26 protein-coding genes are annotated in these 25,558 nt (G+C 62.0%); 12 read left to right on the top strand and 14 right to left on the bottom strand.

Annotation, left to right across the window (positions count from 1 at the left end):
• Positions 1–10: 10 nt before the first annotated feature.
• From DBV08_RS15840 to DBV08_RS15830, 3 genes are read right to left on the bottom strand one after another with little or no spacing between them, the layout of a single operon-like run.
• Positions 11–1,654 (bottom strand): AMP-binding protein, encoded by a 1,644-nt coding sequence (locus DBV08_RS15840; RefSeq protein ID WP_124568038.1) that lies wholly within the window; start codon positions 1,652–1,654, stop codon positions 11–13.
• Between the two features lie 14 nt (positions 1,655–1,668).
• Positions 1,669–2,547 (bottom strand): crotonase/enoyl-CoA hydratase family protein, encoded by an 879-nt coding sequence (locus DBV08_RS15835; RefSeq protein WP_095972357.1) that lies wholly within the window; start codon positions 2,545–2,547, stop codon positions 1,669–1,671.
• Between the two features lie 45 nt (positions 2,548–2,592).
• Positions 2,593–3,186: a TetR/AcrR family transcriptional regulator gene (locus tag DBV08_RS15830; RefSeq protein WP_095972387.1), complete on the bottom strand. Its 594-nt coding sequence runs from the start codon at positions 3,184–3,186 to the stop codon at positions 2,593–2,595.
• Positions 3,187–3,309: 123 nt separating this feature from the next.
• Between DBV08_RS15830 and DBV08_RS15825 the strand changes: the two genes are divergently transcribed.
• The gene (locus tag DBV08_RS15825; RefSeq protein WP_124568037.1) at positions 3,310–3,963 is read left to right on the top strand and encodes a nucleoside/nucleotide kinase family protein; all 654 of its coding nucleotides are present in this window, start codon (positions 3,310–3,312) and stop codon (positions 3,961–3,963) included.
• Positions 3,964–3,965: 2 nt separating this feature from the next.
• On the opposite strand, the gene DBV08_RS32305 is transcribed toward DBV08_RS15825, so the two are convergent.
• The 5 genes from DBV08_RS32305 to DBV08_RS15805 all read right to left on the bottom strand — a co-directional run bounded on the left by DBV08_RS32305 (position 3,966) and on the right by DBV08_RS15805 (position 9,048).
• Positions 3,966–4,112: a hypothetical protein gene (locus DBV08_RS32305; RefSeq protein ID WP_185564659.1), complete on the bottom strand. Its 147-nt coding sequence runs from the start codon at positions 4,110–4,112 to the stop codon at positions 3,966–3,968.
• A 74-nt stretch (positions 4,113–4,186) separates the two neighbouring features.
• On the bottom strand, positions 4,187–5,614 hold the full coding sequence (locus tag DBV08_RS15820) for an aminobutyraldehyde dehydrogenase (RefSeq protein WP_185564671.1): 1,428 nt from the start codon (positions 5,612–5,614) through the stop codon (positions 4,187–4,189).
• 14 nt (positions 5,615–5,628) lie between these two features.
• Positions 5,629–5,991: a cupin domain-containing protein gene (locus DBV08_RS15815; protein ID WP_124568035.1), complete on the bottom strand. Its 363-nt coding sequence runs from the start codon at positions 5,989–5,991 to the stop codon at positions 5,629–5,631.
• 1 nt (position 5,992) lies between these two features.
• Positions 5,993–7,597, bottom strand: coding sequence for a N,N-dimethylformamidase beta subunit family domain-containing protein (locus DBV08_RS15810; RefSeq protein WP_124568034.1), 1,605 nt, complete (start codon positions 7,595–7,597; stop codon positions 5,993–5,995).
• Complete coding sequence (locus tag DBV08_RS15805) at positions 7,594–9,048, bottom strand: APC family permease (protein ID WP_124568033.1); 1,455 nt, start codon at positions 9,046–9,048, stop codon at positions 7,594–7,596. Before DBV08_RS15805 ends, DBV08_RS15810 begins: the two co-directional genes overlap by 4 nt.
• 253 nt (positions 9,049–9,301) lie before the next feature.
• Between DBV08_RS15805 and DBV08_RS15800 the strand changes: the two genes are divergently transcribed.
• The 3 genes from DBV08_RS15800 to DBV08_RS15790 all read left to right on the top strand — a co-directional run bounded on the left by DBV08_RS15800 (position 9,302) and on the right by DBV08_RS15790 (position 12,007).
• Positions 9,302–10,348 carry a LacI family DNA-binding transcriptional regulator gene (locus DBV08_RS15800; protein WP_124568032.1) on the top strand — a complete coding sequence of 349 codons (1,047 nt, stop codon included), beginning with the start codon at positions 9,302–9,304 and terminating at the stop codon, positions 10,346–10,348.
• A 90-nt stretch (positions 10,349–10,438) separates the two neighbouring features.
• Positions 10,439–11,305: a S9 family peptidase gene (locus DBV08_RS15795; protein ID WP_206029119.1), complete on the top strand. Its 867-nt coding sequence runs from the start codon at positions 10,439–10,441 to the stop codon at positions 11,303–11,305.
• A gap of 168 nt (positions 11,306–11,473) precedes the next feature.
• Positions 11,474–12,007, top strand: coding sequence for an ANTAR domain-containing protein (locus DBV08_RS15790; protein ID WP_260395609.1), 534 nt, complete (start codon positions 11,474–11,476; stop codon positions 12,005–12,007).
• Positions 12,008–12,093: 86 nt separating this feature from the next.
• Here DBV08_RS15790 and DBV08_RS15785 read toward each other — a convergent pair whose 3' ends face one another.
• Positions 12,094–13,443: an MFS transporter gene (locus tag DBV08_RS15785; protein WP_124568031.1), complete on the bottom strand. Its 1,350-nt coding sequence runs from the start codon at positions 13,441–13,443 to the stop codon at positions 12,094–12,096.
• Positions 13,443–15,158, bottom strand: a complete 1,716-nt coding sequence (locus tag DBV08_RS15780; RefSeq protein ID WP_124568030.1) for an amidohydrolase — start codon at positions 15,156–15,158, stop codon at positions 13,443–13,445. Before DBV08_RS15780 ends, DBV08_RS15785 begins: the two co-directional genes overlap by 1 nt.
• 224 nt (positions 15,159–15,382) lie before the next feature.
• On the opposite strand from DBV08_RS15780, the gene DBV08_RS15775 reads away from it, so the two are divergent.
• From DBV08_RS15775 to DBV08_RS15745, 7 genes are all read left to right on the top strand, one after another.
• A complete protein-coding gene (locus tag DBV08_RS15775; protein WP_095972349.1) occupies positions 15,383–16,285 on the top strand; it encodes an Lrp/AsnC family transcriptional regulator in 903 nt (300 codons plus the stop codon).
• 78 nt (positions 16,286–16,363) lie between these two features.
• Complete coding sequence (locus DBV08_RS15770) at positions 16,364–17,020, top strand: FadR/GntR family transcriptional regulator (RefSeq protein WP_124568029.1); 657 nt, start codon at positions 16,364–16,366, stop codon at positions 17,018–17,020.
• A complete protein-coding gene (locus DBV08_RS15765) occupies positions 17,017–17,820 on the top strand; it encodes a class I SAM-dependent methyltransferase (RefSeq protein ID WP_124568028.1) in 804 nt (267 codons plus the stop codon). The genes DBV08_RS15770 and DBV08_RS15765 overlap by 4 nt, the downstream gene beginning before the upstream one ends.
• 125 nt (positions 17,821–17,945) lie before the next feature.
• The gene (locus DBV08_RS15760) at positions 17,946–18,428 is read left to right on the top strand and encodes an acyl-CoA thioesterase (RefSeq protein ID WP_172436667.1); all 483 of its coding nucleotides are present in this window, start codon (positions 17,946–17,948) and stop codon (positions 18,426–18,428) included.
• A gap of 46 nt (positions 18,429–18,474) precedes the next feature.
• Complete coding sequence (locus DBV08_RS15755) at positions 18,475–19,755, top strand: NAD(P)/FAD-dependent oxidoreductase (protein ID WP_260395608.1); 1,281 nt, start codon at positions 18,475–18,477, stop codon at positions 19,753–19,755.
• 69 nt (positions 19,756–19,824) lie between these two features.
• Positions 19,825–20,148, top strand: a complete 324-nt coding sequence (locus DBV08_RS15750; protein WP_095972344.1) for a DUF6292 family protein — start codon at positions 19,825–19,827, stop codon at positions 20,146–20,148.
• Between the two features lie 80 nt (positions 20,149–20,228).
• Positions 20,229–21,650, top strand: coding sequence for a DUF2252 domain-containing protein (locus DBV08_RS15745; protein WP_095972343.1), 1,422 nt, complete (start codon positions 20,229–20,231; stop codon positions 21,648–21,650).
• A gap of 4 nt (positions 21,651–21,654) precedes the next feature.
• Here DBV08_RS15745 and DBV08_RS15740 read toward each other — a convergent pair whose 3' ends face one another.
• Together DBV08_RS15740 and DBV08_RS15735 are read right to left on the bottom strand one after the other, a co-directional pair.
• Positions 21,655–21,912 carry a WhiB family transcriptional regulator gene (locus tag DBV08_RS15740; protein ID WP_095972342.1) on the bottom strand — a complete coding sequence of 86 codons (258 nt, stop codon included), beginning with the start codon at positions 21,910–21,912 and terminating at the stop codon, positions 21,655–21,657.
• 19 nt (positions 21,913–21,931) lie between these two features.
• Positions 21,932–22,471: an HNH endonuclease gene (locus DBV08_RS15735; protein WP_124568027.1), complete on the bottom strand. Its 540-nt coding sequence runs from the start codon at positions 22,469–22,471 to the stop codon at positions 21,932–21,934.
• Between the two features lie 335 nt (positions 22,472–22,806).
• Between DBV08_RS15735 and DBV08_RS15730 the strand changes: the two genes are divergently transcribed.
• Positions 22,807–23,817: a low specificity L-threonine aldolase gene (locus DBV08_RS15730; RefSeq protein ID WP_095972340.1), complete on the top strand. Its 1,011-nt coding sequence runs from the start codon at positions 22,807–22,809 to the stop codon at positions 23,815–23,817.
• 1 nt (position 23,818) lies between these two features.
• On the opposite strand, the gene DBV08_RS15725 is transcribed toward DBV08_RS15730, so the two are convergent.
• The gene (locus tag DBV08_RS15725) at positions 23,819–24,673 is read right to left on the bottom strand and encodes an LLM class flavin-dependent oxidoreductase (protein ID WP_095972339.1); all 855 of its coding nucleotides are present in this window, start codon (positions 24,671–24,673) and stop codon (positions 23,819–23,821) included.
• Entirely contained in the window at positions 24,670–25,533 is an 864-nt protein-coding gene (locus DBV08_RS15720) for a patatin-like phospholipase family protein (RefSeq protein ID WP_124568026.1), read from the bottom strand. The genes DBV08_RS15725 and DBV08_RS15720 overlap by 4 nt, the downstream gene beginning before the upstream one ends.
• Positions 25,534–25,558 lie beyond the last annotated feature (25 nt).

Here is a 25,558-nt window from a genome sequence, read left to right as displayed (position 1 = left end):
TGCGCTGAGATCAGCTGACGACCCCGTAAGCGCCTTCGCCTACCAAGCTCGCGATCCGATACTTCTGGATCTTGCCCGACCCTGTCAGTGGAAACGCCTCCGCACTGAACCACTCCTTGGGTGCCTTGTGGCGAGCCAGTCGTTCGGTGCAGAATTCGACCAGTTCAGCGGCGGTCGGTTGGTCGGACTCGTCCTTCCACCGGATCACGGCGACAACCCGCTCCCCCCACACCTCGTCGGGGACACCGACAACCGCGACGTCCAGAATCTTCGGGTGCGTGAAGATCACGGACTCGACCTCACGCGGATAGATGTTCTCCCCGCCGCGGATGATCATGTCCTTGAGGCGGCCGGTCACCCGGACGTATCCACGTTGATCCATCGTTCCCAGGTCACCGGTATGCAACCAACCGTCCTCGTCGACGGTGGCGGCCGAGGCCTCCGGATTGCGGAAGTACTCGGTCATGACGAGGTACCCGCGAGCACAGATCTCGCCCTGTTCGCCGAGCGGGACGCTGTCCCCGGTCACGACGTCGGAGATCTTCACCTCGACCTGAGGCAACGCGAGGCCGACCGTCTCCGACTTGTCTTCGGGCGTGTCCGCCGGACTGGTTTGTGTGATCACGGGGCTGGCCTCGGTTTGTCCGTAGACGATGCTGAATCCCGCACCGAAGGCCGACTCCACCGTGCTGACGAGTTCGGGCGGCACCGACGATCCACCGGATACGACCACCGAGCAGGCCGAGAAATCGCGGCCGGCGAAGGAGGCGTCGTTGATCATGGCGATCAGCATCGTCGGCACTCCACTGACCACGTCGGCGTGAAAGCGTTCCGCCGCATCGAGAACCGCAGTCGGATCGAAGTACTGGATCAGGCCGATGGACATTCTTCGCTGTGCCGCACCGAGAACCAGGATGCCGCACCCGGCGGTGTGGAACAGCGGCATGGCCGAAACCACCGAACCGCGTTCGGGGAATTTGCCTCGCCGACTGACGAAATCGGCATTGTTGACCAAACCTCGGTGGTGCAGCAGTGCCCCCTTGGGCGCGCCGGTGGTCCCCGACGTGTACTGGATCTGCGCATTGTCGTCAGGAGAGACTTCGGGCAGTACGCCCCGTTCGCCCGCCCAACCTCGAACCTGACGATCCCAATCCTCGAAGTTGACTGCGAGAACTTCCTCTCCCGAAATCGAAATCGCCTCGGATGCAAGGGCCGCCATATCGCCGCCGCGGAACTTTCCGGTGTGGAAGAGCCCGCGAGACTGGGATTGTGACAAGACGTACGCCAGCTCCTCCGCACCCAGCGCAGGATTGGCAGTCACCAGAACCATCCCGGCGAGCGCAGCGCCGTATTGCAGAATCATCCATTCCGGAACATTCGGTGCCCAAACGGTGATCCGGTCGCCGCGGTCGAACTGCGACAAGAGGTAGTGCGCACATCCCTCCGCTTCCGCCAGAAGTTCACCGAAGGTCCAGGTGCGATCTGTTTCAGCGGCCCCGGACAGCGAATGCGATTGCGCCGGAACCACTTCTCTGATTGCTGTCAGGTTCGGCGAGTCCGCGGCGCACTCTCGCAGCAGCCCACCCACCGTTTGTTCCGCAATCGGGTCCGACACGTCAGCAGGGAAGTACGACGTTTCGAGAACACTGCTCATCTCACATCCACTTTCTATCGAGGAGGGGTGTCGGATGCGGGGAGCGGCCCGCCTCCGTCTGGAATCTTGCGGCCGGAATCGCGGTACTGCACCGCGGCATGGAATCCGTCACGTTCGGCAAAATCCTTGAACCAGCGCCCTTCCGGAGAGTGACGCGTGATTCCGTCGAACAGAGTTGCCAGCACCTGGGTGCCCTGCAATCCCATGTTGTCGTACGCCTGATTGATCATCATCTTCTGCATTGCCAATTGATTGAGCGGGACACCGGCGATGCGATCCGCCAAGGCCTCCACCGCAGCGTCCAATTCGTCGGCGGGCACCGATTCGAGTGCCAACCCCCAATCGGCGGCGGTGACACCGTCAATGGTGTCTCCCGTCAACAACATTCGCTTGGCACGTTGGGCCCCGAGGCGGTACACCCACATCGCTGTTGTCGGGCAACCCCAGACACGCGCGGGTGGATACCCGATGCGGGCGTCGTCGGCCATGATCAGCATGTCGCAGGACAGCGCGATGTCACTCCCGCCGGCGATCGCGTATCCCTGGACCTTGCAGATCGTCGGCTTGAGCGATCGCCAGAGCGTGAAGAAGTCGTCGGTATTCTGCTTCATCCCGCGAAAGTCCTTGATGGGATCCCACACCGGGCCCTGGTTCCACTTTCCGTCGAGATCGCCCTCGGCAAACTTCTTGAGGTCGTATCCGGCACAAAACGCCGTACCCGCACCTTGCAAGATGATCACGCGAACATCGTCGTCGTCATTGGCCGCTGCCACCGCATGCCGAATGTCCGACGGCATTCGGTCGTCGATCGCGTTGAGCCGGTCGGGGCGGTTGAGCGTGATATATGCCTTACCGCTCGAGGTCTCGTATTTCAGAGTCGCAAAATCCGTCATCTTCGGTCCTGTCGACAGAGCGCACCTCGATCGAAACGAGTTGCGCTAGTTCTGGGTGAGGAGCAGGCGAACGACGCCTGCCCATTGACTGATCGAACGACGCGCAGATGCGTCGCTCTTCTGCACTGCCCGGGACAGCGCCAAACCACGGAGCATCAGCACCGTCAGATCTGCAATCTGGGAATAGTTCTCGGAAGCAACAATTTCGGGACCGAAAGCGTCGTGGACAACTCGCCGTAGATCCCGTCCGGCGATTCGCTCCGATTCCCGGAGTACCTCCGCCAAGACCGGATCCGTGCGAGCCGCCGACCACAGTTCGAGTTCCGCTTGAAACGGCGGCTGAGTCAACGCCGAATACAGAGCGGAGATCGAGTTCTCGATCGTGTCCACCGACGAATCCTGCCGAGACATGGCAACTCGTACCGCCGCCTCGTTCCGCACGACGATATTCGACACCAACGCCGCAGTGAGCTCCTGCATGTTCGGAAAGTGGTGCAGCAGAGCGCCCCGACTGACTCCGGCAGCGGTTTGCACCGACTGCGTCGTCAGCGACGAATACCCGTCCGCTATCAATAAATCCGTTGCCGCATCGAGAATCCGGTGGCGCGTCGCTTCGCGCTGCGCATCGCGCAGGGTCACGGTTTCACCTCCAACTTCCCGAGTGGCATGGCTCACAGTTTCACAGTCCATTCAGACTGTCAATGGTCGAAACTTCCGGCGTACCCTCGATGCACCCGTCCTTCGGATTGATCGGAGCAACAAGTGAGGACCTCACCGCCGACCGTCTCGCTGACGCTCGACCAACTTGCTTCGCGCGCTGCTTCCCTGATCACCGACGACGGCCCGAGAATCCTCGGCATCACGGGCGCACCGGGAGCCGGAAAATCGACGGCATCACAGGCAATTGTGCGGAGATTGGGTTCTCGTTGCGCCATCGTCGAGATGGACGGTTTCCATCTTGCCAATCGGGAACTCGACAGACTCGGCAGGCGTGAACGCAAAGGCGCACCGGACACCTTCGACGTCGGCGGGTACGCGGCTCTACTACGCCGACTCCAAGCCTCGAACTCGACGGTCTACGCTCCCGTCTTCGATCGCGAGTTCGACGAATCGATAGGCAGCACAACGGCCGTCGACCCACGTACGCCGCTGATAGTCACCGAGGGGAACTATCTCCTCCTGCAAAGTGGTGGATGGCCGGAAGTGCGAGCAACACTCGACGAGGTCTGGTATCTCGACGTTCCGGAAGCAACTCGCACGAAGCGATTGGTGAAACGCCACAGCCGCTTCGGAAAGAGTTCCGAAGCGGCTGCAGAGTGGGTGAAACGGGTAGATCAACCGAACGCCGAATTGATCAGCGGAGTCAGGTCACGCTCGGATCTGATCATCAGAATCGAACGGTCCGAGCGTCAGTGATGTCAGCCGAAAACCTGAGAACCTCCGCCGGTTCCGAGAAAAGTTGCCGGCCCGGCAACTCCAGCGATTCCGCCGAATATCGCCGCTAAGGCACCAGCGACGGTGATAACGCTGTCGAGCGCTTTGAGATCGGTGTCGGATGAACCCATGGCAGCCTCCTGGAGTCAGAATTCAACAGCTTGCAGATCCCCGAGTCACGACGACGCTGCGTATTGCCGAGGAGTCAGGCTCCCGTCACATGCATGACGTGCTTGACCCTCGTGTACTCCGCCAATGCAAATTCGGACAGGTCCTTGCCGTACCCCGAACTGCCGAATCCTCCGTGGGGCATCTCCGCCGTCAGCGTTCCGTGCGTACCCACCCAGACGCAGCCGAAGTCCAGTTCTGCCGTCATTCTCATCGCAGTTCCATGGTCGGCGGTCCATACGCTCGAGGCCAGCGCATACTTCGTCCCGTTCGCAAGCTCGATCGCTTCGGCTTCAGTGGAGAAAGCTTGGACGGTGACGACCGGCCCGAAGAGTTCCTCCTGAACCAACTCGTCGTCCTGCTCGACCCCGGAGATTACCGTCGGTAGGTAGAAAAACCCAGGTCCTGCAGGTTTCCCTCCGCCAATACGTACGTTCGTATTGATCGATCGCCGGTTGACCATTTCCGCCACCCGGTCACGATGGGCTCGACTGACGAGAGGGCCGAGGCGATCAACCGCCTCAGGACCTCCCAATCGCAAGTCAGCCACCGCCGCAGTCAACCTCGCGGTGAACTCCTCCACGATCGGGTCTTGCACCAGAATCCTGGTCGCAGCAGTGCAGTCTTGACCGCTGTTGTAAAAGGCGCCGGCAACGATCCCCGCAACTGCGCCGTCGAGGTCCGCGTCGGCGAAAACAACAGCGGGGGCCTTGCCCCCGAGTTCCAGATGCAGCAGTTTCGTGTCCTCCGCCGCAGCTTTGGCCACCGCAACACCCGCCCTCGTCGACCCCGTCAGTGCAATCATTCGGGGCACTGGATGAGCAACAAGCGCGGCGCCCGTATCGCGATCACCGCACACCACGTTGAGCACTCCGGGCGGATAGATCTGCGCAGCAAGCACTCCCAGCATCACGGCGGTTTCCGGAGTCTCCTCGGCCGGCTTGAGCACGAGAGTGTTCCCGGTTGCGAGTGCCGGCGCGATCTTCCAGACCGCCATCATCAACGGATAGTTCCACGGTGCGATCGAACCGATCACGCCGATCGGTTCACGCCTGACATACGATGTCGCGCCCTCGGCGTACTCCATTGCGGCTGCACCGGGCAGCGAACGGGCAATGCCCGCAAAATACCGCAGGAAGTCGACACACTGAGGAATCTCGTCGTCCCGAACTTGTGCCAAAGGTTTTCCCGTACTACGACATTCGACCTCCAGAAAGTACTTCGCGTTCGATTCAAGTGCGTCCGCGAGCGCCAGCAGCAACTCTTGACGTTGCGCCGGCGTCGAACGACGCCACTTCCTCGAAGCCGCCGCCGAGGACCGACAAGCCCGATCGACCACGTCTGCCGCACCGACGGCCGCACGCGCGTACACGTCACCGGTCACAGGATTCACCAGTTCGGACTGATGCCCAACCGGTGTCTCACAGACTCCGTCGATGACGTGGCCGAAGACCTCGACGCTCATGGTCGAGGCAACACTCACGAGCGTGCTCCCGGCAGTGCGATGAAATACTTCTTGGACGGCTCGACGGTTTCCCAGACTCCGCGGAACGACTTCGGAACGAAAAACGCATCACCGGATGTGAATTCGCGACGGTTTCCGTCGAGGTCGATCAGCGCCACCCGGCCGCTGATCATGATGCAGACCTCGTCGTACGGGTAAGGATCACACAAGAGCGTCCCGGGTTCACCTTCCCAACCGCCGCCGAAGTATTCACCGTTCGAATCCCCGAACGACCGCCATTCGGATTCCGACCAGTTCGGGCTCGCATCGTCACCCCACTCCGGGACGAACCGCGTCCCCAATCCTGGCCCGAATGTTCGAATGTCGTTGACACTCATGTCAGTTTTCCTTCGTGTTGGAGCTCGAAATTTGTGCAGCAAACAGATTCAGTACGTTCGTGGTTATTTGCTCGGTGAAGGGATCGTGATGGATCAATCCGTTCACCCATTCGGTGGAACCAGCGTTGAATACCGTCCCGAGACCTCGCTTGTGACAGGCAACCATTCCCGATCCGTATTCGAGGTCACGAAGATGCTCGGGAGTCTCACTGCCGTAAAAGCATTCGATGATTCCCTGCACCTCGGCAAAGGGCGCACCGATCGGGACCGCCCCGTTCCAGTTGTCCCGTGAACCGGTCACCGCCGGTGCCATCGCGATGATCTCCAGGTCCTCGGGGGCACCGTCGACTCCGGTCGCATAGGGCTGCCCCTTGCGGAACGTGAAGTCCACGCCGTCCATCTCGAAACCGGCCACACACATCGGCGCGCTTCCGAAGTTGTCTCCGTAGTACAGATCCGTTCCGTTCAGCACCCAATGGTCAGGCCGGTACACCGTGAACCCACCGGACGACCTGGGAGTTGTTGCTCCGTAACGACTGTAAACACCGGCCATGCCGGTCAAACCCATCGTCCACGCTCCCGGCCGGTCGACCTCGGGCGAATCCCATGCTGTCGTCACCCGCGTCGGGTCGACTTCTCGCATCGGATCTTCGAACGGATTCTTGTAGCAGACCTGTGCGTCACCTTCGATGCGTACCTGCCACAGGAAGTTACCGCCGAATCGCGCCAGACCACCCCCCTCTTCGACGAAGGCGTCGATACGATCACGCATTTCCCACGACCAGTACTCGTCGTGGCCGACGATGACCGCACATGAGTATCCCTGCAGCGCTGAAGGATCCTCGTGCAGATCGTGTTGGGTGATGTGGTGGACGAGGAATGCCTGCTCTTCCGCCCACACCGTGAACGGGCGTTCGTACGTGGCCCAGAAGGCGTCCGCATGGTGACGCGAGTAGCCGTTCACCCACGCCCATTCGTACGGTGGGTGACGCGGAATCCATCCGATTCCCGGTGTGTCGGTGTGAATGTTGCGCGCTGCACCCTCGGGTTTGCGCAGCATCCCCCGCGCAACGGGACGTTGCGTCGAGGAAATCGGTGTCGGCACATCTCCGGAGCCGTCCGGAACGCCCCGGTAGTGGTTGGCCCCACCCCAGTCGTTGTAGGCCAACATCGTGCTGGTGGTGTGAATGAGAACGAAGTCGGCAGGCTCGGGTTCGCGCGCCTTCACGACGAAGAAGCCCTCCCGCTCGACAACCACACCTTCGTGGCGTATGCGCACCAGGACCAAATACATCCCCGACGCCCAGTTCGGCGCAACGGTGACGGCAACGGATTCAGACCAATCGCAACCGACTGCATAGGCGTCGTCGGGCGTGAGCTGTTGTTTGCCCGGCAAACCGAGGTATTTGACGATGCTCTGTGGACGTGCGCCGTCGCGCACCACCTCGAGGTCGTATTCGTCTGCTGTGGTGTGAACTCGAAGAGAGACGGTTTCACCGGCGAAGTACGAGAACTTGTCGGCGTAAACCCAAATTTCCGGCTCTCCTGGAACCGATCCCGGCCGTTCGACCAAACCGCCGGGGACCGACCATGCGTATTCGCTCATGCTGACAACACCTCGATCGAGTGGTTACGAACCCACAGGCTCCGAATGGCACCTACCGCGAAAGCAGCGATCAGTGGCGCCACGAACAGCAGATTCTGACCCGCGGTCAATCCAGTCATGGTGCCCATGTTCACTTGCAGGAATCCGAGAGCCACGACGAGTGCAACGGCAGCGAGCGAGGGTGCGATCAGCCTCTGCCACAACCCTTCTCCCCGAGCTCCTGTCGAGAAGAATCGGACCACGGCAATCGAGGTCAGGATCTGCAGAGCAAGTACGGCGATGATGGTGGGGGTATTCGTCCACAGAACAACCTCCGTGTACGGATCTGCCGGGGTCAACGCAAATCCTGCGATCGCTACGAACACCAGAACGCCCTGGACGATTCCGGCGACGCTGGGCGTACCGGTCGTCGGTGACACCTTCGCCAGAACCACGGGAAAGATTCGCGCTCGGCCCATGGCCAGTAGATAGCGACTACACGCGTTATGGAGTGCCAGGCACCCCGCGAAAAAGCTTGTCACGATGAGCAGGTGCATGACGTTCGTCATCGCCTCGCCGGCGAATTCACTGTTGAGGTCGAAGATCAGTTCCGAAGGATCACCGCCGAGGAAGTCGACCATCCGACTCGGTCCCACGGCCTGCACGATCACCCAGGCGCAGAAGGAATAGACAACTGCCAGGATGATCACCGCCGTGTACGTCGCGCGGGAAACAGTGCGCTTGGAATCGACGACCTCCTCGCTGTAGATCGCCGTTTGCTCGAAACCGACGAACGACGTGAATGTCAGAACGAAGACGCTGGCCAAGCCGGCGGTCAGGAAGGTCGACGGCGAGAAACTGGTCAGTGAGAGCCCTTCGTGTCCGCCTTTGACCAAGACCGCGAGGCAGAAGACGGCGAGCACACCGAGCTCGAGTGCCATCAGCACTGCGAGAACCTTGGCACCGATGTCCACCCGGTTGTATCCCACGACAGCGACCAGAACGGCGATTGTCAGTGCACATGCGTAGACGGGCACGGATATGTCGAACAGACTGTCCAAGGTGGCCGACGTGAAGATGCCGCAGGCGACGACGAACCCGATCTGGCCACCGAGGTATCCGATGTAAGCCACTACGGAGGATCCCGCGCCGACGATCGCGCCGAGCCCTTCGGTGATGTAGGCGAAGAAGGCGCCTGCGCCTCGGATATGCCTGCTCATAGCGGTGAATCCGACCGCGAACAGCAGATAGATGATTCCCGGAATGATGTAGCCGACCGGAAGTGCAGCGCCAGCGGTCATCAGTCCGAGCGGCGCGAAGCCGGCCAAAATGGTCAGCGGAGCTGCGGCGGCGATGACGAAGAAGACCAGGTGTCTGCTGTTGATCGTCCCCTTACGAAGCCCCGGAGTATGTCCGGGCGGATGTGGGTCGGGAGCTGTGCCCACCCTTCGTGGGGCGGTGTTGTCGGTCATGGAGTGACTCCGTGCGTTATCGCAATTATGCGCTTGGACTGGAACGAGGGCGCCATGTGTGTCCAGGAAATTCATTCGGCGTTCGACTGGCGTTCCATGAGCGTGCCGAATCGTTTCAGCAGTGTCAATAGCTGCGGTGAAACGATTCGGCAATTGCCTTTCTTCAGACAACCGTCCACCAACTGCAGCAGCGCCCGATGTTCGAGCGTTACCCTTGGGTAGAAACCGACCGGCGAGTAGAGGAACGACCCCGATGTCCATGCCGAACACTCCGACGCTTCGCGATGTCGCGAGCGCCGCCGGCGTCGCGGTGTCAACGGTCTCCTATGCGCTCAACGGCAAGGGCCGAGTCGACGCGGCCACGCGAGCTCGAGTTCAAGAGGTTGCCGACCGCCTGGGATACCGGGCCAATCGCTCGGCACAGAATCTTCGAACCGGCCGTACCGCCACCCTGGGGCTCATGCTCCCCGCTCCCGACCAACTGTCATCGGCCGAGTACCTCAATTTCGACTGGTACGGGCGCGTGGCTACCGCCGCGACCCAGGCCGCATTCCACGGCGATCACTCGCTCCTGCTGCTGCCGTCGATGAAAGATCCGAATGGACTACGCCGCATCGAGATGGACGGCGTGCTGGTCGTGGACCCGATGACGCACGACCCACGTGTCGACGTCTTGAAGAAAATCGGAATCCCCGCTGTCGCAGTCGGTCCCGGAAACCCCGACCAGTTCGAATGGAGCATCTCACCCGATCTCGTCGCCACTACCGAAACGCTCTTGAACCACCTCACCGAACAGGGTGCGACGGACATACTCATCCTCAACCCCGGCATGGGTTCGGCATGGACCCGGGCAACGAACACCGCATACCTCGAGTGGTGCCGGACGCACGGAGTGACGCCCCGCGCCGCCGATGAACCGACGCCGTTCGAGGGCGTCGATACCGTCGAAAAAATGGTCGCCACGGCGTACGCATTGACCCACGAAGCCTTGACGTCCGAAAATCCACCCGACGCGATCCTGTCGGTCATCCTCGGTTGCGCCCCCGCAGCCGCGAGGGCAGCACTCGACCTCGGGCTGTCGATCCCCGGAAATGTCTTGATTGCGCAGGACAGCGACGAACCCGCTCTGCTGACCGCCGACCCCCCGATCACTGCGGTCGATTTCTTCCCGGAAGAGCAAGCTACATTGGCTGTCAGTGCGCTACTGGCCCTGATCGACGGCGACGTACCCGCAGTTCAGAGCCACACTCGCAGTGAACTACGCGTACGAGCAAGTACGGCCCGTTCGCTCACACCATAAATTCACCTGGCACCGATAGACTGATTTCCGAACAATCATCCGTCGCTCGCCGAGAGGAATCAGGTCATCGCGCACCGCTCCCGCGACCGCTTGGCCGGGTATCTCGCCGTAGTGCTCGTCTGTGTACTCGCCCTCCTCGCATCCGTCAGCAGCGCAACCGGCCTCGACCGCAACGTCGCTCCGGTGCGCATCGCATACTCCGCCGCCGCAGACACTTTCGGCGATCTGTATCTTCCAGCCGGGTCGGAGGACGATCTGCCGGTCGTCGTATTGATCCACGGCGGCGGCTGGGCGCAGAAGAGCAATCTCGAGTACGCGGGTGCGTGGGCAAAAACGCTGACCCCCTACGGAATTGCGGTCTGGAACATCGAATACAGACGCGTGGGTGGACAGGGCGGTTGGCCGACGACGCTGTCCGATACCGTTGCGGCTACCAACGCTCTGGCCGACATCGTGCAGGAAAAGGCTTCCGGGCGACTGGATTTGAGCCGTGTACATATCGCCGGATACTCCGCGGGTGGGCAACTGGCCGCTTGGGTGGCGTCGCGTTCACAACAGGGTGCAGATGCTCCGGAACCCGACCTGACCGTGCCGGTTCGCTCGGCGACGATCATGGCCGGCGTCTTCGACATGACGCTCGCCGCAACCGCGGGCAAAGATCGTTTTGTTCGAAATCTTCTGGGCGGCATGCCTACCGATCATCCTGATCGCTACCGCATCGCATCACCGATCGAACACCTCCCCACCGGACTCCCTGTCACAGCGATCCACGGGCTCGGAGACAAGGTCGTGTCGATCGAACAGAGTCGGCGCTACGCCCGTGCAGCCCGAGCAGCAGGCGACGTGGTCGACCTGATCGAACTACCCGGCGTCGGCCACGGCGAATTCGGCAACCCGACAAGCGACGCCTGGGCTATCACCAAGCAAGCAATAATCGACCACGTAAACACTCCCTGAGCAGGTGAAACCGCCTACTGTGAGCACGATCGCCCGCAAAAGGATTAGCTGAAACCAACTCCATGACGTACGGTGGGGTTATCAGAGGGCAGCCGTCAGTCAGGCAGCCGGTCGCTTCGCCCGGGACAACAGTTCCAGTATTCGTTCCAGGGGCAGACTTCCAGTTCGGTGCAAACCCGCGCCTTTGATCACTACGCACTTTCATCAGTCCCGCAGATTGTTGACCAGGCCGAAGACTCCGACGGAGTCCGCCGCCAATCGCGTACCGACTGCACCAGTATCAACATGCGCTACACACCGCACGGGCCCAAAACCCATGCGGTTCAAAGGAATACCTTGATCAACACCATGATTCACCCCAACGACACGAACAACCAGGCGAACGGCAACTCGACGAACGGTCTTCGGATCCCGACTACTTCGGGCCGGATCCGCGAGCGCGCCATCGAAATCGTCTGCACCCTCTACCGTTGCAGCACCGACGAAGCCGCCGAGCTGTTGGTCCGACATTCTCAGACCAACAACCTCAAGGTCACCAGCCTGATCAAAGCGCTTGTCGCCCTGATCGACGAGGACACGTCCGGCACCGGCTTTGGAAGCAACAACGCGCTGGCGTCTCACTTCTGGCTGCGTGAGATCAGAAATCTCAGCCAGGCGCACCGCCGCAGCGATCATTTTCATCGCCATCTCGTCGGCGCGTAACAGGCACTGAACGACAACTGACCTGAAACGACAGCTGGGGCAGTACACGGAAATCGTGTACTGCCCCAGCTTCGTGTTTTCAGTTGTCAGGCAGAAGCGGATTCCTTGTTCAGGCCCTGCGGGTTCGGGTTCTGCGGAACGCCGTCGGTATCGGTCGCTTCGTCCACGTGCTGCGGAGCGAAGAGCAGGCAGACGATGCTCAGGATGCACATGCCGATCAGCAGTGCGATGACCGGCCAGATGCTGCCGGTTGCCTTGTACATCAGCGTCGACACCAGCGGGGACAGTCCGCCGAAGATCGCGCCTGCACCCTGGTACGCCAACGAGATGCTCGTGTAACGAGCCTGCGGCTTGAACATCTGCGACAGTACGGCGGCGATCGGACCGTACGTGGCCGCCAGCACCAGTCGCATGACAGCGAAGGTCAGGAAGATCAGGAACACGGATCCGGACTTCAGCACCAGGAACTGCGGCGCTGCGAGTATTGCGACCGCAGCAAGACCCCAGATGACGACGCGGACGCGTCCCACCTTGTCGCCGAGCCACGCCACTCCGAGAGTCGCGATCAACTCGACCACGGCAGCAACACTGAGCGCGTTGAGAATCAACGTCTCGGACAAACCGACATCGGGATCGGTTGCGTACGCCGTGATGAACGTCGTCACGAGGTAGTAGCCGCCGACTGCGACGGGCAGAATGCCGATGCCCAGGACGATCGGGCGCCAATTGGTCACCAGCGCGTACTTGAGCGGCAGCATTTCCGGTACGTCCGCGGACTTCACCTCGGACTCGAACACCGGAGACTCTTCGACCTTGAGGCGAACGACCAAGCCCACCAGAATCAGCAGCGCAGAGCAGAGGAACGGCAGACGCCAAGCCCACTCGCGCAGAGCGTCGTCGCCGAAGGTGGAGAGAATGCTGAAGAAACCGGTGGCCAGAAGCGCACCCGCAGGATTGCCGAGCTGGGCGAAACCGCCGTAGAAAGTCTTCTTGTCCTCGGGAGCATGCTCGACGGCCATCAGGACCGCGCCGCCCCATTCGCCACCGACGGCGAAGCCCTGGACGAAACGGAGCAGAACCAGCAGCAGCGGCGCCCAGAACCCGATCGACGCGTAAGTGGGCAACATGCCGATGAGGAAGGTGCCTGCACCCATCAGCGTCAGCGTGACGACGAGTGCGGTGCGCCTGCCCATCTTGTCACCGACATGGCCGAACACGATTCCGCCGAGCGGGCGAGCGAAGAACCCGACGGCGTACGTCGCGAACGCCGCCGCAACACCGGTCAGGCGATCGGTTCCGGGCGGGAAGAAGATGTCACCGAACACCAGGGCGGCTGCCGTGGCATATACGTAGAAGTCGTACCACTCGATAGTTGTACCGACGAAGGCTGCAAATCCCGCCTTGCGGGCCTTCACGATCTGTTGCTCTCGGTTCATTACTTTTCCTCGGTGGTCGAAGTGCTCGACAATAGGTGGTTATGACCTGAATGTGCGAGTTCGCCGTCGATCCAGGTCTCCCGGACCTCGATCTGCGCAATCGCGTCGGCCGGAACCTCGAGGGGGTCCGCGCCCAGAATGACGAAGTCTGCCCGCTTGCCGACCGAGATGCTGCCCAGCTCTGCTTCACGGCCCAGCGCACGCGCACCGTTGAGCGTGTGAGCCTGCAATGCCTGGTCGGCGGTGATGCGGAGTGCATCGGAGCCGAGCTGATGGCCCTGACGCGTCACACGAGTCACGGCTGCCTGAATTGCTTCGAGCGGCTTGGGCTCGGCGACGGGGGCGTCGGAGCTGATGGTCACCGGAACCTCGGCAGCGATGAACTCGCCGAGGGGGTTGAACCGCTCACCCGGCGTACCGATCGCAGCAGTGACGCCCTCGCCCCAGTTGTAGTAGTGCTGCGGCTGGTTCACCGGGTAGACGCCGGCCAGGTTCATCCGGGCGATCTGCTCGGCAGTCGGGAGACCGCAGTGCTCGATGCGGTGACGAGCGTCGGCGTCGGGGTGAGCCTTCTGCGCAGCTTCGATGGCATCGAGCACCATGTCGATGGCGGTCGGAGATTGAGCGTGCGTGGCGGTCTGCAGACCCACCGAGTGCGCCTTGGCAATCAGATCCGAGTAGTCCGCCGGCTCGTGATAGAGCTGCCCGGTGCGGCACGGGTCGCCGACGTAACCGTCGGGGAAGTATGCGGTCCAGCCGCCGAGAGTGCCGTCGGCGTAGAACTTGATGCCGCCGAACGCGAGCCGCGAATTGCCGAAGGCGCCGTGCATTCCCGTGTCGATGACGTGATCGAGGAGGTGGCTGAGCATGTACATGCTGATGCGGGTCTTGAGCTGATCCTGCTCGGCCAGACGCAGGTACATGTCGAATTCACGACGGGTCACCTGGCAGTCGCCGATGGTGGTGACGCCGCCGGCCAGGAACTTGTCCTGAGCGACCGAGAGCTGACGAAGGTGTTCTTCGGGCTCGTCCTCGAGATGGAAGTTGGGTCCGTGATGACCGACCTTCACTCCGTTGACGCCGGTGAGGATGTTGCACGCGGCGTCGGAGAGCTCACCGGTGAGTTCACCGTCTGCATCTCGGAAGAACTCGCCACCGGCAGGATTCTCGGTGCTCGCGTCAATGCCGTGCTTGTCGAAAGTGAAGGAGTTGACGACGCCGCCGTGACCGCTCGCGTTCATGAGGTAGACCTCGCGATCGGTGGCCACCTGATCGAGCTCTTCCTTGAGTGGATGGCGCCCTTCGATCAGGTTGCGATGCTCGTAGCCGTAGCCACGAATCGGGACACCCGCAGGAGCCGTGAGCGCCGCTTCCTGAAGTAGCGCAATGATTCCGGGGATGGAATGTGCCTTCTCCGGCCCACAGTCCACCCAGCTGAGCATCTGCCCGTACATCAACGGGTGTGCATGCGGATCGACGAAGCCGGGGACGACGGTGGCGCCGTCGAGTTCGACCACCGCGGTCGTGCGAGTGCTCAGCCGACGCGCCTCGGTGCGGCATTCCTCGAGTGTTCCCACCGCGGCAAAGCGGTTTCCGAACACCAGGAACGCTTCAGCGCCTGCCGTGTTGTCGTCAACGGTGTGGATCTTGGCACCGGTGAAGATCGTGCCGGTGGCGTCGAGAGGCGAGGCTTCGTGCGTGTGCAACTTGCGCATGGTGGTCCTTCGTCGAGATGGTGGTGCAGGTCACTGCGTGTTGAGCGAAAACTACGCCCTGACCTGGCGCTATGCAATGCATCAAAGTTTCAGACCATGCGGTACACAACTTTTTTGTGCGAGTTTTCGAGCATTTCTGCACTTATCCGCATCATTCATAGCCACATGCGACTGTTCTAATAGGAAGCTCATACAGAAAAATCTCTGGAAAAGTTGGGGCAACCATGACGGTCGATCTCGATTCCAAGCTCATTGCCGCACTTCAGCGCAACGGGCGAGCGACGTACCGCGAACTGTCCGTGGCGGTCGACGCACCACGAGCGGCGGTGTCCACCAGAGTGCAGGCGCTACTCGATTCGGGAACGGTGTCCGTAGTGGCCGTCGCACACCCCGAACTTCTCGGACTGAAGGCGCTTGCGCACGTCTCGATCGCAGTGTCCGGACCGATGACTCCGGTGCTGGACGCGTTGATCGAATCCGAGGCCGCCGTCTACATCTCGGCAGTCAGCGGGCAGTACAACGTGATTGCGGAACTTCGGGTGCCCAGTCACGACGATCTGTACCGTGCCATCGCCGAACTCCGCTCACAACGTGGCGTTCGATCGGTGAGCACGCTGGTCTACGTCGACGTCATCAAGGGAATCTTCATGCCCGAGAGCGCTTTACAAGCCGATATCCGCCTCGACTCGACTGATGTCGCGTTGATCGAACTACTCGAACGCAACGGGCGCATGCCGTTTCTCGAACTGGCCGAACACACCGGACTGTCACCGAGTGCCGTACGCAACCGGGTCAATCACCTGATCGCGAGCACGGCGCTGCGCGTCGGCGCCGTCGTCAAGCGGCGAGGCGGTGGCCGGACGTTGGCGATGGGCATCGGCGTCAATCTGGGCTCACGGGACGACAACGCGGTATCGGAAATCGAATCCCTGCCCGGAATCGAATTCCTCGCCCGGACACTGGGACGATACGACGTGATCGCGACGGTTGCTGCCAACTCCTCGAGCGACCTGCATGCGCTGTCCGAACGAATCCGCGGGATCGACGGCGTCAGCGGCTTGGAATCCTGGGCTCATCTCGAGGTGTTCAAGGAGCACTACGCCCGCAGCCTGGACGTACGCGGGTAAAGTCCAAGTCATTGACCCACTTGGTCGGACGCGCTAACCTCGGTCAAGTCATTGACCCACTTACCTGAGGTGGCACACATGTCCGATTCCGGGCGCAAGGTAGACATCGTCGCTGCGGCGATCGAGGAGGCGATATCGACCGGTCGATGGCCCGTCGGATCAAAACTCCCGCCGGAGACCGCACTGGTCGAGGAATTGGGAGTTGCCCGAAACACCATGCGCGAAGCGGTACGGGCTCTTGCACACGCCGGAGTTCTGTCCGTTCGTCACGGCGGCGGCGTGTACGTCATGGCGGCGTCGCCGGTCGAAGGACTACTCGGGCGCCGACTCGCCAGAAGCGACGTTCTCGACGTACTGAGCTTGCGACGCGGACTCGAGGTCGAAGCCGCGCGCCTCGCAGCGCAGCACCGCACCCCCGAAGATCTCGCGCGGATACACGCCGCCTGGAACGCCCACCCCGGACACGTCGGCGGCTTCACTGTCGAAGCCGGCCTGGCCCTGCACCTTTCGATCGTCGAGGCGTCCCACAATTCCGCACTGATCGACGTCTACCGGGGAGTCCTTGCCGCCGTCACGGATTCACTGTCCACCGTGAGCATCGGTCCGGGATTCCCCGTCGACGAGCACCGCGCCTTGATCGCAGCCATCGAGGAAGGCAACCCAGACAAGGCGGCGCGTGCGGCCGGCGCAGCGCTAGACACGGTCATCGACACAATTGAGAGGAGCTTGTCGTGAATCGGGGAAAATGGAACGGTGCAACGTATTCCCCGCTTGCCGAACAACTCTCACCGGCGTCGATGAAGGCACTGAGTGCGATCGGACACGTCAGCACGGTGTACGACGTCTGCGCCGGAACCGGGAACTTTGCGCTGCCGGCGGCCCGGTCCGGCATCGCAGTCCACGCACTCGATCTCTCCGCCAGCCAGCTCGAGGTCGCGCGCGAACGCTGGATTCCCCACCCCGGCACCACCGAACCCACCTTCACAGTCGGCGATGCACAGTCTTTGCCGTGGCCGGATTCGAGCGCCGACGCCTGTGTCAGCATCTTCGGGATCATCTTCTGTCCCGACCCCGCGATCGCCCTCTCGGAAATGATGCGGGTGACCCGGCCGGGCGGAAGCGTTTGTGTCGCAACGTGGTCGGAGAACGGGTGGGCAGCAGCACTCCGCAGGGAGGCCGCCTCTACGCGGAATGGCATCACACCACTACCGACGACATGGTCGAACTCGAGCGAATTCGAGAAGGCGGCAGCGGGATTGGTATCGGTGCGTTCGACCTCTCACGTGCTCGAATGGCACCTACCTGCCGGATCGGACCCCGTCGAGGAACTGTGCGACCAGGCACCGGCGTTGAAGGACTTTCGCGAGACCGTTCGACGCGCAGGGAATTGGGCTTCGATGTCAGCGCACCTCCGCTCGACGCTCGCGCCCTATCTCAGGTCGAGCGCGGCCAGCCCCGTCGCCACCAGCGAATACATCCTCCACGTGGGCACTGTCCCGAACGCTGATACCGCACCATTCCGAACGCGCGGGTAACCAGCTTTGCCGGATACGGTCTCCTCACCGTCCAACGACCCGAAGAGGCCCGCTCGATGTCTGAATCGACCTCCCTGCCCGAATCGACGCAAGCATCGAAGCGAGCGTCGAAACACACCCTGTCCATGACCGTCCTCATGACGCCGGACATGTCCAACTTCTCGGGCAACGTTCACGGCGGAACGATTCTGAAATTTCTCGACCAGGTTGCCTATGCGTGCGCGAGTCGATACGCCCAGACGTACGTCGTGACCCTGTCGGTGGATCGTGTGGTCTTCCGTGAACCGGTGCACGTCGGAGAACTCGTCACGTTCAGCGCTTCCGTCAATTACACCGGTCGCACGTCGATGGAAATCGGAATACGCGTCGAAACCGAAGACATTCTTCTCGGAAAATCTCGACACACCAATAGTTGCTACTTCACGATGGTCGCAATGGGAAGCGACGGAAAACCGGCTGAGGTCCCCCAACTCCGGCCGACCGAAACAATCGCGAGGCAGCGATTCGAGGCCGGGCGTCGGCGTCGTGAACTGCGCAGAGAGAACGAGCTTCGTGAACAGTCCATTCGCGCCGCAGTTCGGGACTTAACGCCCGAACACGATGACTAAATCCGGTCATATTTAAGTTATAACCTTATGCATTAAACTTGTCGGCGTGACTTCGAAGGCACGAGCAAAATATGACGTCGTGATTGTCGGCGCGAGCATCGCTGGATGCGCGGCCGCAATCATGTACGCGCAACAAGGTCTGCGGATAGCGCTTCTCGACGCTCGCTCCGACGTCCGGGCGCACAAGGTCCTGTGCACTCACCACCTACAACCGTGCGGTGCGCCGATCCTGCAACGACTCGGCGCTACGGAAAAACTGCTCGCCCTGGGAATGGTGGAAACCGTTCCGAAGTTCTGGACCCCATGGGGATGGATCACCCCTGACACCACAGACGACTCGTCGCCACCTGGGTTCAACGTCCGAAGGGAAACGCTCGATCCCCTCCTGCGCCAACTCGCGAACGACTACCCGAACGTCGACCTTCTTCTCGGACATCGTGTTTCCGGGTTGCTGACCGAGAACGGCGCTACTGCAGGCGTCTACGGAACCGCACAGGGTTCGGCCTTCACTGTGGAAGCACGATTGACCGTCGGAGCAGACGGCAAGGATTCGACCGTCGCACGATCCGCGCGTTGCGACTCCGTGACTGCATCCAACGGACGTTTCAGCTACTTCGCCCAACTCTCCGGACTCGAACGACCCGACGGAGAATCTTCGCTGTCGTGGTTCATGGATCCCGACGTCGCCTATCTGCTCCCCAACGACGGCGGAATCAGCGTGCTGGTCGTCTTCCCCGCCCTCGACAAGCTCGGCTCGTTCACCGGCGACCTGTCTACCGCTTTCCTCGAATACGCCAATGCACTACCCGGCGCTCCACTGATTCGCCGCGAGCACATCGTCGGGAAGATCGTTGGTACCAAGCACTTCTCCACAACTCTCACGGAACCGGTAGGTAACGGGTTCGCACTCATCGGCGACGCCGCGGCAACCAACGACCCGCTGTGGGGCATCGGATGCTCGTGGGCACTCGAGACCGCACAGATGCTGGTCGACGCCACCGCGCACATGCTGACGGAGACGACGGCGCACCCACTCGACTCACATCGGAACGTGAACGCTGCCTTGACCGAATACCGCAGTGCCAGAGCGAGTATGACGAGCCATATCGACTACATGAGCGGGTACGCCGGTGGGCGAAAGTTCACCGCGATCGAACGTCTGCTGATCTCCGCGGCCACCCATGACAAAGACGAAGCTCGAAGGTTCTACTTGTTCGGTTCCCGGTTGATACCGGCCGAGCAGTATCTCTCGGCTCGCTCGGTGGCGCGGGCAGCACAAAAACATCTCAGGCACCGTCTGCGTCGTAGATCTGTGGCCGGGACGTAATCTGCCAAGCGTTTTTTCGGCGCCGGCAACGGGGAACCCTCCGATCGCAACCGAGCCGGAGGAGCGACCATGCGTGCACACATCGCCATTCCGAATGAATCGACTTGTCACAGGTACGTAGTCGCGGTCGCCAGCTCCACCTTCGCCGAATCGGTCATCTGGTGCGACGGCCCCGCGTTCGACGCAGTACTCGTTCTGGGCAGCGAGATTCCGCAGCACAGTGGCCACCGAGCCGTACTCGCCTGGAACCACTACTTCGGGTGGGCGCTCGGCGTGGAAACCACACCGGATGCGTCGTTCGCCGTTGTCGAATGCCTCGGTATCGGGAGAATGCCGGATCCGGAACTGTGCGCCGACCGCGCTGTCGAGTTGATTGCCCAGGCGGGTAGTTAAGGAACTCGTCGCGCGGCGCGCAATCCGGCGGGCATAAGATCGAGCGCGAGTTTCGCACGCCCGACGAAAGAGAGCCCGACATGGACCCGCTGAGCAGGCCTGCCGGTCAGTTGGCTCTCGAGAACGAACCGGACGGCAGGGCGACGCTGCGGGCGCGTCAGACGCCTCGCAGTGAGCGTCGCAAGATCGGGAAAGGTCTGCGTAAGCGAGTAGCGCGCTCGTCGCTCGGTGACTGGACGCCCCCACCCGACCGACGTGACCCGGTCGATCAGGTCAACACGGCACACGAGGGAAGACTCGACTGGTTGGTTCCGATTCGGGTGGGACGCATGGTCGCTTCACCGTACGGATTTCTGCGCGGTACTGCCGGATTGATGGCCGAGGACATGGCGCAGCTCCCGTCCACCGGCATCACACCCGTCATCTGTGGGGATGCGCACGTCGGAAACTTCGGGTTCTACGGATCCCCGGAACGCGAACTTGTCATAGACCTCAACGATTTCGACGAAGCACATCCCGGCCCCTGGGAATGGGATCTGCGAAGGCTGGCCGCGAGTATCTGGGTGGCCGGGCGGCAGAACGGTCTCACCGAAGCTCAATGCGAAACAGCAACAACCTCGTGTGTGTCCGCGTATCGCCTCCACCTGGCAAAGCTGTCCGAACGTCCACTGTTCGATCGCTCCTTCGACCGGGTCGATCTCGACGGACTCACCGACCACGTCACTGATCCCGGATTGCTGGCGGAGATCCGACGCGCCGCGGAGCGCGCACGACGACGGACGAGCGATCACGCAGTGCCACGGTTCACCATCGAGGATCACGGGCGACGCCAACTACTCGAGAACCCGCCGCTCACAACACGACTCACACCGCAGGACACCGACTTCCTCCTGGAAGGCCTGGACGAGTATCTCGAAACCCTTGCACCGCACTGGCGCCGCGTGGTCTCGGGATACAACGTCATCGACGTCGCGCACCGGGTCGTCGGAGTCGGAAGCGTCGCTCTGCGTGCCTATGTCGCACTGTGCGAAGGGAGCATCCCGGACGACGTCATCTTCTTACAGCTCAAACAGGCACGCCGATCCGTGGTTGCGCCCTTCGTGCACGGCGACTCCGCCTGGCACGATCACCAAGGACGACGCGTCGCGGAATATCAGCAGGCTCTCCAGACGGTCAGCGATCCACTGCTCGGTTGGTGCACCGTCGACGACCGCCAGTACTACGTCCGTCAGTTCCGGAACATGAAAGGTTCTGTGGACCTGAACAATATCGACGCAGCAGCGCTGACCGACTACGTCGCGATCTGTGGTCGTCTGTTGGCGAAGGGGCACGCCCGAACCAGTGGTGCGTCACTGATTTCCGGTTACCTGGGAAGCTCGGACGCGGTCGATACCGCCCTCACCCGGTTCGCTCGGCTCTATGCCGATCAGACCGAACGTGACCACGACGCTCTGTGTCGGGCGGTATCGGCCGGCACGATCGCCGCGGAGCCCGGAATCTGATCTCTCACGCCGCGACGATCCTGCCCTGCTCGAATTTCACTCCACCCCAGATTCCGGTCTGACCAGTGACAGAGGCGAATTCACGACACGAAGTCGCGATCGGGCATCTGTTGCACACGTCGGTCGCGTAGTCGTATCCCTCAGACGGGAAGGGAAACCAACGGTCCGGCTCGGGGTCACCTCGGCATTCCGCCTGCCACCAGGTCCGTCCGTCCGAGATCGGCAGAAGCTCAGCCAGATTCGAGATTTCGTCAGTGCTCATTCCTTACTCCCTTCGACCGTCACGTCCGACTCAGTTCACGCCAGATCTTCTGCTGCACCTTCTCGATGCGTCGAGGTGCCTTCGGTTCCCACAGCAGCCGCATACCGGCCTCAGCCGGTGTGCGGTCCGCTTTGTGCTGATTGCAGGAACTGCAGCAGGCCACCAGATTTCCCCACGTGTTCGGCCCGTTGCGGCTTCGCGGCTGGACGTGGTCGATGGTCGTTGCCCGGTCGGCGCAGTACGCACATTGACGACCGTCCCGGTCGAAGATGCCGGCGAACGTCGCCCTGCTGGAATCGGTGACCGTGACCCGGTGGGCGACATACACGTACTCGGCGAGCAGGATTGTGCGCGGCAGTGGGATCTCGACGTGCTTGGAGCGCACCGGAAATATCGGAATCACGTCTTCGGTGGACTGCGCGGAACCGGTGGCGATGAGGACCACCGCACGATCGGCGCTCACTTCACCGAGGTACTCGTACGTGGCGTTGAGTACACGGACGGGTCGGTTCATCCAGCTGTGAGAAGCGCCGGTAGATGCGCGGTTCGGGTTCCGCATGGGAAGTCTCAGTTCATGTCGAGGAGTGGAACTCCTGGACACGAAGACTGGTCAGGAGCAAGTGCGATAACTGGGGAACGGTATATATCCAGCGCCACTCTGTTCCCCGAATGCGGGACGGGAAATGCCGCGGGGTGAGTGCCCGCGCAGGTGCAACGCTCGCTTCCAGTCGCGCATGCCTGTCCCCTTCCACTTCTTGTTCGCTTCACCGGCGAATGCCGGCGCCCATCATCACACGGGAGATGCCCTTCGCGGTATCGATTTATCATGTCGGAACAGTCGTCCTGAGAACACCGCGGTTTGACGCCGGATCGCGCAACTTGATCGAATGAGCCATGACTTCGTCGTACATCGACCTACGTTCGGACACCGTCACCAAGCCTGATGCGGAAATGCGCAAGGCCATGGCCGACGCCGAGGTCGGTGACGACGTCCTCGACCACGACCCCACCATGGCGGCGCTCGAGGAAGAAGTGGCGCACACTCTGGGGTTTCCGGCGGCGCTGTGGGTGCCGAGCGGATCGATGGGCAACTTGATCGCGCTGATGTTGCACCTTCGCCGCGGCGATCAGTTCCTGGCACCGGAACACTCTCACGTCTTGGGTTCCGAGTTGGGCACCGCCGCCTGGCTCGCCCAGGGAATGCCGGTGGCGCTGCCGCACGACGGCGGACCGGGACGTCCCAGCCCGGAGACCGTCGTGAAGGCGGCAGGCTCCCCCGGCCCGTACTTCACGTTGAACACCACGCTGCTCTGCCTGGAAAACACGCACAACTTCGCCGGTGGCGCCGTCATGAATCCAACCGAATGGACGACGCTGGTCGACGCGGCGCGATCACGCGACTTGAAGGTTCACCTCGACGGCGCCCGTCTCTGGAATGCCGCTGCTGCACTGGACGTTTCGCCTACCGAGTTGACTTCCGGCGCCGATACCGTCCAGGTGTGCCTGAGCAAGGGACTCGGTGCGCCCGTCGGCTCGATACTGGCCGCATCACCCGAATTGATCACCGAAGCCCGAAGGATCCGCAAGATGCTCGGCGGCGGCGTTCGCCAGGGTGGCGTGCTGGCCGCGGCCGGCATAGTCGCGCTTCGCTCACAAGCTCGATTGTCGGACGATCACGACAATGCGCAGCGCCTCGCGTCGGGCCTTCGTGAGCGCGGCTGGGCTGTCGACGAACCCGCCACCAACATCGTTCTCGCTGCCACAGCCGATCCGTCGGCCACCGTCGCTCAGCTGGCCGCTGTCGACGTCGGCGCGGTCACCGTTGCCGGGAAGGTTCGGTTCGTGACACATCGAGACGTGAGCACTGCCGACATCGACGCCGTTCTGTCCCGAATAGCCTCCTGAACTACGCCAGAAGCGGTTGAACCTCCTGCGCGACAAGGCGAATGAACTCTCGGACGTCCGGCTCGTCAACGGTCGGTTGGAGTACCACGGTGGTCGCACCCGCGTCCGTCCATCGCTGCGCTGCTGCCGCAACGTCGGCCGCAGTGCCCGCGGCAATCGCTTCCTCCGGCGACTCGCACCCGGACCCCAAGGCTTCGGCAAGGGCGCGCTCACGACCGCCAGAACCAAACGCACAGATGACGTAAACGACCACCTCGTGATCCTGCGTTCCGATGTGAGCGATCGCTCGGCGCACGCCGTCCGGGGTCGTCCCTCCCGAGAGCACGGTGCCCTGAGCCAACTCGCCACTGAGCGCCAAAGTCTTTGGCCCCGTGGCACCGACGAGCAACTGCGGCACCTTCTCCGGGGGCCACGCCAGCTCGACGTCCGTGAGATTGACGTATCGACCGGAAACCGTCACCGACTCACCGCGCAGTAGCCGCTCGACTGCTCCGAACTGCTCCCGGAGGAGGGTCAACGGCGATTCGGCCTTGGCGCCGATCTGCCGCATCCAACTCTGAACGCCGTGACCGAAGCCGACCCGCAGTCGATCCGGATGAACTCTGGCCAGCGCCGAAACCTCCATCGCCGTGATCGCTGTGTTGCGCATCGGGGTCGGCAGCACACCGATCGCTACTCCCAGACGTTCGGTTGCAGCCAATACAGTTGCAGCAGTGGCAATTCCTCCGCCGAAGAAGCAGTCCTCCCACAGCCAGACCTCCTCGATACCCACTTCGTCGGCATACCTCGCATGCCGAACCAGATCCTCCGGGGACTGCTCCGGGCGCACGACGACGGCGATCCGTGGGGCGCTCATGCCGTCACCAGAAACGCGGCGATCTCGTCGGCTGTTCGACGGCCCTGTTCGCGGCCGAGTTCAGCTGCCGGACGTCTGGTTGTCGGCGAGAGGGAGTTGGTTCCGATCGCTTCGACGACGGCGTCGTCGGCGAAGATCGGCAGCACGCGCTTGGGCGCCATCACATCGATTTCCTCTCGTAGACTGCCGCCGAGAAGATTCGGGGCGGGGTCGGCTGCAGGTGAAAGAACCACGACCACATCGCAGTCGGCAGCCAACTGAACATTCGAGCCACTTGCCATTCCGCCGTCCATGTACCGCTCGCCGTCGATCGTGACTACCGGCCACACCCCGGGGACGGCGCAACTCGCTCCGACTGCGTCGACCAGGTCTACGCCGTCGGCATTGCCGAACACCCTCAACTCACCGGTCCGTGTGTTGATCGCCGGGATACGCAACTCGCGATCGGGCCACACGCGATTGCGCAGCCTCGCCTCGATGACCGCACGACGCACGGCGGGTTCGACGGTGTCGGCGTCCGTCGCCGCCTCGCCGAGCGCACGGAGTTGCTCGGCCCGGTCCTGCGATCCTGCAATCGCGTCGACGAACATCTGACCGAGAATCTCGACATCGATCTTCGGGTCGAGCTCCCCGGTCGCCTCCGCTGTTTGAGCGTCGAAAAGTTCCTGCAGTGTTGCACCGCCCGCAATCTGAGCGCTCACCGTGGAACCTGCAGATGTGCCGATGAACACGTCCGCCGTCAGCAACGCTGCGGCAGCGTCCGGAGATTTTTCCTGAACGCCCAACAGAAAACCTGTTTCCCAGGCAATTCCTGCTACGCCGCCACCGGCAAGTACCAACCCCAATTTCACGCCGTCCACCTCTCGTCGATCGTGATCCGTGCCC

The organism is Rhodococcus sp. KBW08, from assembly GCF_003852455.1.
GTDB classification, from domain to species: Bacteria; Actinomycetota; Actinomycetes; order Mycobacteriales; family Mycobacteriaceae; genus Rhodococcus_F; species Rhodococcus_F baikonurensis.
This window is presented reverse-complemented; position numbering and strand designations above follow the sequence as displayed.

What these genes read in the sequence shown, in the direction of transcription:
- DBV08_RS15840 (WP_124568038.1), bottom strand. Translation starts at nt 1,654, where the DNA reads ATGAGCAGTGTTCTCGAAACGTCGTACTTCCCTGCTGACGTGTCGGAC.
- DBV08_RS15835 (WP_095972357.1), bottom strand. Translation starts at nt 2,547, where the DNA reads ATGACGGATTTTGCGACTCTGAAATACGAGACCTCGAGCGGTAAGGCA.
- DBV08_RS32305 (WP_185564659.1), bottom strand. Translation starts at nt 4,112, where the DNA reads ATGGGTTCATCCGACACCGATCTCAAAGCGCTCGACAGCGTTATCACC.
- DBV08_RS15820 (WP_185564671.1), bottom strand. Translation starts at nt 5,614, where the DNA reads ATGAGCGTCGAGGTCTTCGGCCACGTCATCGACGGAGTCTGTGAGACA.
- DBV08_RS15815 (WP_124568035.1), bottom strand. Translation starts at nt 5,991, where the DNA reads ATGAGTGTCAACGACATTCGAACATTCGGGCCAGGATTGGGGACGCGG.
- DBV08_RS15810 (WP_124568034.1), bottom strand. Translation starts at nt 7,597, where the DNA reads ATGAGCGAATACGCATGGTCGGTCCCCGGCGGTTTGGTCGAACGGCCG.
- DBV08_RS15805 (WP_124568033.1), bottom strand. Translation starts at nt 9,048, where the DNA reads ATGACCGACAACACCGCCCCACGAAGGGTGGGCACAGCTCCCGACCCA.
- DBV08_RS15800 (WP_124568032.1), top strand. Translation starts at nt 9,302, where the DNA reads ATGTCCATGCCGAACACTCCGACGCTTCGCGATGTCGCGAGCGCCGCC.
- DBV08_RS15785 (WP_124568031.1), bottom strand. Translation starts at nt 13,443, where the DNA reads ATGAACCGAGAGCAACAGATCGTGAAGGCCCGCAAGGCGGGATTTGCA.
- DBV08_RS15780 (WP_124568030.1), bottom strand. Translation starts at nt 15,158, where the DNA reads ATGCGCAAGTTGCACACGCACGAAGCCTCGCCTCTCGACGCCACCGGC.
- DBV08_RS15775 (WP_095972349.1), top strand. Translation starts at nt 15,383, where the DNA reads ATGACGGTCGATCTCGATTCCAAGCTCATTGCCGCACTTCAGCGCAAC.
- DBV08_RS15770 (WP_124568029.1), top strand. Translation starts at nt 16,364, where the DNA reads ATGTCCGATTCCGGGCGCAAGGTAGACATCGTCGCTGCGGCGATCGAG.
- DBV08_RS15760 (WP_172436667.1), top strand. Translation starts at nt 17,946, where the DNA reads ATGACCGTCCTCATGACGCCGGACATGTCCAACTTCTCGGGCAACGTT.
- DBV08_RS15750 (WP_095972344.1), top strand. Translation starts at nt 19,825, where the DNA reads ATGCGTGCACACATCGCCATTCCGAATGAATCGACTTGTCACAGGTAC.
- DBV08_RS15745 (WP_095972343.1), top strand. Translation starts at nt 20,229, where the DNA reads ATGGACCCGCTGAGCAGGCCTGCCGGTCAGTTGGCTCTCGAGAACGAA.
- DBV08_RS15740 (WP_095972342.1), bottom strand. Translation starts at nt 21,912, where the DNA reads ATGAGCACTGACGAAATCTCGAATCTGGCTGAGCTTCTGCCGATCTCG.
- DBV08_RS15735 (WP_124568027.1), bottom strand. Translation starts at nt 22,471, where the DNA reads ATGCGGAACCCGAACCGCGCATCTACCGGCGCTTCTCACAGCTGGATG.
- DBV08_RS15730 (WP_095972340.1), top strand. Translation starts at nt 22,807, where the DNA reads ATGACTTCGTCGTACATCGACCTACGTTCGGACACCGTCACCAAGCCT.
- DBV08_RS15725 (WP_095972339.1), bottom strand. Translation starts at nt 24,673, where the DNA reads ATGAGCGCCCCACGGATCGCCGTCGTCGTGCGCCCGGAGCAGTCCCCG.